Consider the following 7243-nt stretch of genomic DNA (forward strand, 5'->3'; position numbering starts at 1 on the left):
AAGCGCGAAGCGCGCACCCGCCGACCAATGGGGGCTGACCCGATACATGGATCTACTGTCATGCCACCAACGGGGTACAATGCCGACTTTTTGAACTGGGGACGGTTGTGCTTCCTGAGATTGTCTATGCCGATGATACGCTGTTGGTGGTCAATAAACCCGCTGGGTTGTTGACGGTGCCGGGGCGTGGGCCGGAGAAGCAGGATTGTCTGATCAACCGGTTGTTGGTGCCCTACCCCAATGCCCGGATTGTGCATCGGCTGGATCAGGCGACGTCGGGGTTGGTGTTGATTCCGTTGGGGTATGAGGCGCAGAAGCATTTGGCGCGGCAGTTTGAGCAGCGTTTGGTGCATAAGTGTTATACGGCGGTGGTTGGCGGGGTCATGGCGGATGAGGCGGGTGAGGTGGATTTGCCGTTGATCTGTGATTGGCCGAATCGACCCCGACAGAAAGTTGACTATACTGACGGTAAGGCGGCGTTGACTCGCTATCGGGTTCTGCAGCGTAACGCGGATGCCACGCGGGTGGCGCTGGAGCCGGTCACGGGACGGTCGCATCAGCTTCGGGTGCATATGCAGGCACTGGGGCATCCCATTCTGGGGGATAATCTTTACGCCACGCCGGCATACCTTGCCGCGTCGGACCGCCTGCTGCTGCACGCCACCACGATTGAATTTACCCATCCGCAGACCGGTTCACCCGTGCACTGTGAGTCACCGCCGGTTTTTTAGCCGGTGTTATTGCCAAAGCTTCTCCCCAAGGCAAAATCAAGACCATTTTCTAATAACACCCAAATGGGTTATTGCACCTGCTTATATAATGGGCCACAATTTAATCACTAACATTTTTTTACGTTTCACCCAGTTCTCCCTTCACAGGTTTTTAAAATGAAAAAAACGCTTCTCAGCATGGCCTTGATGGCCGCTTCTGGTGCCGCTGTTGCCGGTGATTACTATAACGGTCGCCTGACCGGCATGTCCGGCGCGGGTTACGCCACCGGTGGTTACGCCGACGGCGTGGTGTACAACCCCAGCCTGGGTGCCAAATTTGATGAGCAGGACGATTTTGGTCTGGTTTTCAACGGCGGTGTGTTGGGTGAAGATGAAGACGACCTGATCGATGGCCTGGAGGATCTGGCAGATTACCTGGATGAGCTGGAAGAGAAAACCGCCTACGACTATTTCGACGAAATTGGTGGTTTTGACCCCAATGACCCGCTGGCATCGGAGCAGGAAGCGAGTCAGCTGATCGAAGAAGAAGCCGAAGAAGCCATTCGTCGCCTGGAGAATATCGCGGACAAGACCGCCAATATTGGTGCCGGTGGCAGCTTTGTTCTGGCCCTGCCCAATGATCTTCTGTCACTCTCCGTGGTCGGCAAGACCCGCATTGAGGCCGCTGTTCAGACAGTAGTCAACGAAGAAGACTACCAATATATCCGCGACGCGGTTGGCGAAACCAACTTTGATCCAGCAGGACTGCAGTCTTATGGTGTAGGACGGGGTGCGGCCGTTTCCGAAGTTGGCCTGGCGATGGCCAAGAGCCTGCAGACCGGTGAGGATTCCCGCCTGCTGCTGGGTGCCACGCCCAAGTGGATGCACGTGATGACCTTTGTGTACTCCGCTACCGTGGACGATTTTGAGGAAGACGATTTCGACGGTGATGAGTACACCGTGGAAACCGATGATGTGAACATCGATCTCGGTGCCACCTACCTGTGCGGTGACATGCGCTACGCCCTGACGGTATCAAACCTGATCAGCAATGAGTACGAGACCATTGTGCCCGGCGACACGCTGGAAATTAAGCCGCGTGCCACTACCGCTGTCGGTTACGAGGGTAGCTGGTTTACTGCCGAGGTGGCTGCTGACCTGAATACCAGCCCCAACTTCGCCACCGGACAGGAGACTCAGTTCGTCCGCGCTGGCGCCGAGCTGAATGCCTTTGATTGGGCACAGTTGCGGGTGGGCTTCCAGCGTGATCTGGAAGATAACGTGGAAGATACCGTATCGGTGGGTATCGGCTTCTCGCCCTTCAACGTGGTGAATGTGGATATTGCCGGCTTTACCGGTGATGGCAATACCGCCGGTGCTTCCATGCAGTTGGGCCTGCGGTTCTAAAATAGGCAGTTGATGTGTCGGATTACGCTTCGCTAATCCGACCTACGGGAACGCCGACCATGTAGGTCGGATTAGCGAAGCGTAATCCGACGATCCTGTGACCTACAGGCTGATTAAGACCTGTTTGATGGCCTGCTGGACCTGCTCTAGGGGTTGTCCGGCATCGACCACCGCGTAGCGGTTCGGTGCTCGGGCGGCCAATTCGTGGTACACCGCCCTCACCCGCTCGAAAAACGCCACCGCTTCTCCCTCAAACCGATCCGGCACACTGCGCTGACTGGCGCGCGCCAGGCCTTTCTCAACATCAATATCCAGAATGACCGTCAGGTCCGGGCGCAGCTCGCCCTGCACCAGGGTTTCCAACTGGGCGATGACACTCTGATCAAAGCCCCGACCGCCGCCCTGATAGGCGTAGGTCGAGTCCGTGAAGCGATCGCACAGTACCCAGGTGCCGGCCGCCAGCGCCGGCTTGATCACCTGTTCCAGGTGTTGGGCCCGGGCCGCGAACACCATCAGCAATTCCGCCATTGGGTCGACGGTCTCGTCACGGGGGGCCAGCAGCAGGCTGCGTAACTCTTCCGCCAGGGGCGTGCCACCCGGTTCACGGGTGACCAGCACACGATGGCCCTGCCCCTCCAGCCACTGTTGGATGAAGTTGAGGTTAGTGCTCTTGCCGACACCTTCGGTGCCTTCCACGGTAATAAAGCGGCCTGGGGTCACGGGGTGATGGGTTCCTGTGGTTATTGGATGGCATTTCAGGGATGGAGTTTACCATGGTTGAACGGGGATCATCTTCGCATTGCTCCCTCTGCGCGCGCGACCTTGTGGTAAGATGCCGGCTTTTAGTCCTAACATAAGGGTTCCATTATGAGCACCGCGTCCAAGGTCACTCTGCACACTTCGCACGGCGATATCACCATTGAACTGAACCACGAAAAAGCGCCCAAAACCGCGGCCAACTTTGCCCAGTACGCGCAGGACGGATTTTTCGATGGCACCATCTTTCACCGCGTGATCAGCAACTTCATGATTCAGGGCGGCGGCATGACGCCCGACATGCAGCAAAAGGCCACGCGCGCGCCGATTGAGAACGAAGCCGACAACGGCCTGGGCAATGCTGTGGGCAGTGTCGCCATGGCGCGCACTAACGACCCGCACAGTGCCTCCTCCCAGTTCTTCATTAACGTACAGGACAACACTTTCCTGAATCACCGCGACAAGTCCATGCAGGGCTGGGGCTACTGCGTGTTTGGTAAGGTTGTGGAAGGCATGGATGTGGTGAACAAGATCAAGGCGGTACCGACTGGTAGCAAGGCCGGGCATCAGGACGTTCCGGTTGAACCGGTTTTGATCGAGAAAGCGACCGTCAGCGAGTAAGTTCTCCCCATGACGCGGTTGTTTATTTCCGATCTGCATTTGAATGAGCGCCAACCCACCGTTACCGAAGGCTTTTTCCGCTTCCTGCGGGACCGGGCCCAGGGCGTGGAGGCGCTTTATATTCTCGGTGATTTTTTTGATGCCTGGATTGGCGACGACGACAGAAGCGAGCTGTCGACGGCGGTTGCTCAGGCACTGAGCGCGCTGACCGAGTCCGGAACGCGCATCTACCTGATGCACGGTAACCGGGACTTTCTGATTGGCAACGAATTCGCCCGCGCCTGCGGTGCGGAGTTGTTGCCAGACCCGAGCGTCATCAATCTGTACGGGCGCCCCGCCTTGCTGATGCACGGCGACAGCCTGTGTACCCGGGATGCTGAGTATATGGCGTTCCGCCGCCGGGTGCGCTCGCCACAATGGCAGGCAGAGGTGCTCTCCTTACCTCTGGACAAGCGCCGAGAGCTGGCGGCCCATATGCGCTCGCAAAGCCAGAGCATGAACAGCAACAAAGCGCAGGACATCATGGATGTGACCCCTCGAGAGGTGGAAAAAGCCATGCGCAAGGAGCGGACAGACCTTTTGATTCATGGCCACACCCATCGGCCGGCCCGCCATCCGCTGGACCTGAATGGCCAGCCGGGGGAGCGGATTGTGTTGGGGGATTGGCACGAGCGGGGGTGGTGTCTGGTGGCGCAGCCGGGGGTGTTGCAGTTGGAGTCTTGGGAGCTGTAATAGCGTCAGGTGACGGCTGATATTTGGGTAACGGCGGATGCGGCCTTCGGCCTTATCCGCCCTACGCGACCTGCGGTGGTATCCGTTTGGATACATTCACCGGTGTTGCGCAAAAAACCTCCGTGGTATCTTTTGGGGCGCACCCACCATTATTACGGGAACTGCCATGCGATCCGTAGGGCGGATAAGCTCGGAGCGCGCATCCGCCGTTTGCCGCACCACCATCACACCAAACTCTTACTCACCACCTCGTACACATCCTTGGACAACTTCGGTTCGGCCTTGATGCGCTCCAACTCGGCGTGCATCAATTCCTGCAGCGCCTTCGGATACCGCTTCCAGCGGGTAAAGGGCGTCACCAACCGTGCGGCGATCTGCGGATTGACGCTGTTCAGGCGCAGAATCTGATCCCCCAGAAAGCGATACCCTGCCCCGTCGGCACGGTGGAAGTTGATCGGGTTGGCGTTGGTAAACGCCCCCACCAGCGCCCGGATCTTGTTTGGGTTGTTCGGCTCGAACGCCGGATGCTGTTCCAGTTTACGTACCACATCCAGCGTATTGGGCCGACTGCTGGTCGCCTGTACCCGCAACCATTGATCCACCACCAACGGCTCGTCCTTCCAGGTTCGGTAAAAGTCCTCCAATACCTGTTCCCGAACCGTTTCAGCACCCGATGCCAGACTATTGACCAGCTCGCCAACCGCGGCGATCGCGTCGGTCATATTGTTCGCCTGGCGGTACTGTTGCTCGCAGGCCTCGATCATCTCCGGTTCGTTCAGGGTCATCAGATAGCTGAGCGCAGCATTTTTCAGACTGCGTTCGGCAATATCATCCGCCGTGGGCCGGTAAGGTTTGCCGTGATCGTAGGTGCGGTAAATCTGGGTCAGCTCGGGTTTGAGCGCCTCGGCCAGCGCGCGTTTGACCGCGGCCCGGCTGTGGTGAATGGCCTCCACCTGAATCTCGTCCCGTTGTTCACCCAGGTAAGCCTCGGAGGGCAGGCTGAGCATCAAGGCCACCATGGCTTTATCCAGTGAATCATCCTGCAACAACAGGCGGTTGGCCTCGATCAAGCGCTCATCGATGGTGATACCACTCAGGTCTTCGCCCTTCTGATAGGCGATCATCACGTCCTCGATCACCTCAATGGCCAATTGCTGACTGGCATCCCAGCGGCAGAAACCGTCGCTGTCGCCACTCATCAGGCGCATCAGGTCATCGCGGGAATAGTCATAATGCAACTTCACCGGTGCGGAAAAACCGCGCAGCAGGGACGGCACCGGTTTCTCCGGCAGTTCCTCGAACACAAAGGTGTGCTCGGCTTCCGTCAGTTCCAACACGGTGTGGGTGTTGTCGTCGGTCTCCGGGTTGGGAGCCTGCCCCTTGATTTTGAGCGGCAGTGAACCGGCACTGCCCAACAACCCCATGGCCACCGGAATGTGAAAGGGCTGCTTCTCCGGCTGCCCGGGCGTGGGCGGGCAACTCTGGGCAATGGTCAGGTGGTATTCCCCGGCGTCTTCATCCCAACGGTCGGTCACAGTCAGCTTGGGTGTGCCCGCCTGATCGTACCAGCGTTTGAACTGGGTCAGGTCGCGACCGGATACGGCTTCCATCGCCGCCACAAAATCCTCGGTAGTAACCGCCTGGCCATCATGGCGCTCGAAGTACAGATCCGTGCCTTTGCGGAACAGCTCCGGCCCCAACAGGTTGGCCAGCATGCGCACCACTTCGTTGCCCTTCTCGTAAATGGTCAGGGTGTAGAAGTTGGAAATTTCGATGTAGGAATCCGGCCGCACCGGGTGCGCCATGGGCCCGGCGTCCTCGGCGAATTGCAGGGTGCGCAGCATGGACACATCTTCCACCCGTTTGACCGTGGGCGAACCCATGTCCGCTGAGAAAGTCGCATCCCGATAGACAGTAAAGCCTTCTTTCAGACTCAACTGAAACCAGTCCCGGCAGGTGACGCGGTTGCCGGACCAGTTGTGAAAATACTCGTGGGCGACGACGCCTTCAACGCGCTGAAAACCGGCGTCGGTGGTGGTTTCCGGTTTGGCCAATACGCAGGCGGTGTTGAAGATATTGAGGCCTTTATTCTCCATAGCGCCCATGTTGAAATCGTCTACGGCAACGATCATGAAAATATCCAGATCGTATTCCCGTCCGTACTGCTCTTCGTCCCAACGCATGGCGTTCTTAAGGGACGTCATGGCGTGGCCGCATTTGTCGAGGTCTTTTGCTTCGACAAAAATCTTCAGCGTCACTTCGCGACCGGACATCGTGGTAAAGGTGTCTTCGATGTGCTCGAGGTTACCCGCCACCAGCGCAAACAGGTAGGCCGGCTTTTTGTGTGGATCGTGCCAGGTGGCAAAGTGGCGGCCTTTGTCTGCACTGCCCTGCTCGATCAGATTGCCGTTGGAGAGCAACACCGGGAACTGTTTTTCGTCGGCCACCACGGTGGTAAAAAATTCGCTCATCACGTCGGGGCGATCCAGGTACCAGGTAATCTTGCGGAAGCCTTCGGCTTCGCACTGAGTGCAGTACATGGTTTTGGAGCGGTAGAGCCCTTCAAGGGAGGTGTTGTTTTTGGGGTCGATGTCGCCGACGGTGGTCAACTCAAATTGTTCGGGGGCGTCGAGCAGGGTCAGGGTTTCGTCGTCGAGGCGGTAGTCATTGTCGCTGAGTGCGCGACCGTCGACGGCCACGGAGACGAGTTCGATTTCCTGGCCGTGCAGGGTCAGGCCTTTGCCGGTTGGGGTGACGTCGGGGTTTCGGCGCAGTGTCAGTGTGCTGGTGACGCGGGTTTTGTCGGCGCCGAGGTCGAAGTGCAGTTCGGTGCGGTCAATAAGGTATTCCGGCGGCCGGTAGTCTTTCAACTGAATGGCTTTCGGTTGTGCGTCGCGTGCGGACATAAATAACTCCAAATTTTTTAAGCGTGGGGTGCCGAAATTCAGGGACCGGGCCGGTTCAGGGTGTATGGTTCCCAGACACGCCGTACATACGTCCCTGTAGGCTCGGATCGC

At 58.1% G+C, this 7243-nt stretch carries 6 protein-coding genes; 4 read left to right on the forward strand and 2 right to left on the reverse strand.

Features of this window, described 5'->3' with window-relative positions; translation table 11 throughout:
- Positions 1 to 107 precede the first annotated feature (107 nt).
- Both B3520_RS15480 and traF read left to right on the forward strand, forming a co-directional pair.
- On the forward strand, positions 108 to 731 hold the full coding sequence (locus B3520_RS15480) for an RluA family pseudouridine synthase (RefSeq protein ID WP_286804296.1): 624 nt from the start codon (positions 108 to 110) through the stop codon (positions 729 to 731).
- Between the two features lie 156 nt (positions 732 to 887).
- Positions 888 to 2117, forward strand: coding sequence for a conjugal transfer protein TraF (traF, locus tag B3520_RS15485; protein WP_286804297.1), 1230 nt, complete (start codon positions 888 to 890; stop codon positions 2115 to 2117).
- Between the two features lie 102 nt (positions 2118 to 2219).
- Here traF and tmk read toward each other — a convergent pair whose 3' ends face one another.
- Positions 2220 to 2837, reverse strand: coding sequence for a dTMP kinase (gene tmk, locus B3520_RS15490; protein ID WP_024460040.1), 618 nt, complete (start codon positions 2835 to 2837; stop codon positions 2220 to 2222).
- 147 nt (positions 2838 to 2984) lie between these two features.
- Here tmk and B3520_RS15495 point away from each other — a divergent pair, with 147 nt between their 5' ends.
- Both B3520_RS15495 and B3520_RS15500 read left to right on the forward strand, forming a co-directional pair.
- Positions 2985 to 3494 carry a peptidylprolyl isomerase gene (locus tag B3520_RS15495; RefSeq protein ID WP_123637266.1) on the forward strand — a complete coding sequence of 170 codons (510 nt, stop codon included), beginning with the start codon at positions 2985 to 2987 and terminating at the stop codon, positions 3492 to 3494.
- A gap of 9 nt (positions 3495 to 3503) precedes the next feature.
- Positions 3504 to 4226: a UDP-2,3-diacylglucosamine diphosphatase gene (locus B3520_RS15500; protein ID WP_286804298.1), complete on the forward strand. Its 723-nt coding sequence runs from the start codon at positions 3504 to 3506 to the stop codon at positions 4224 to 4226.
- Between the two features lie 224 nt (positions 4227 to 4450).
- Here the strand turns inward: B3520_RS15500 and pepN are convergent, their stop codons facing one another.
- A complete protein-coding gene (pepN, locus tag B3520_RS15505; protein ID WP_286804299.1) occupies positions 4451 to 7132 on the reverse strand; it encodes an aminopeptidase N in 2682 nt (893 codons plus the stop codon).
- Positions 7133 to 7243 lie beyond the last annotated feature (111 nt).

Source organism: Marinimicrobium sp. UBA4509 (assembly GCF_002388575.1).
Lineage (GTDB): Bacteria > Pseudomonadota > Gammaproteobacteria > Pseudomonadales > Cellvibrionaceae > Marinimicrobium > Marinimicrobium koreense.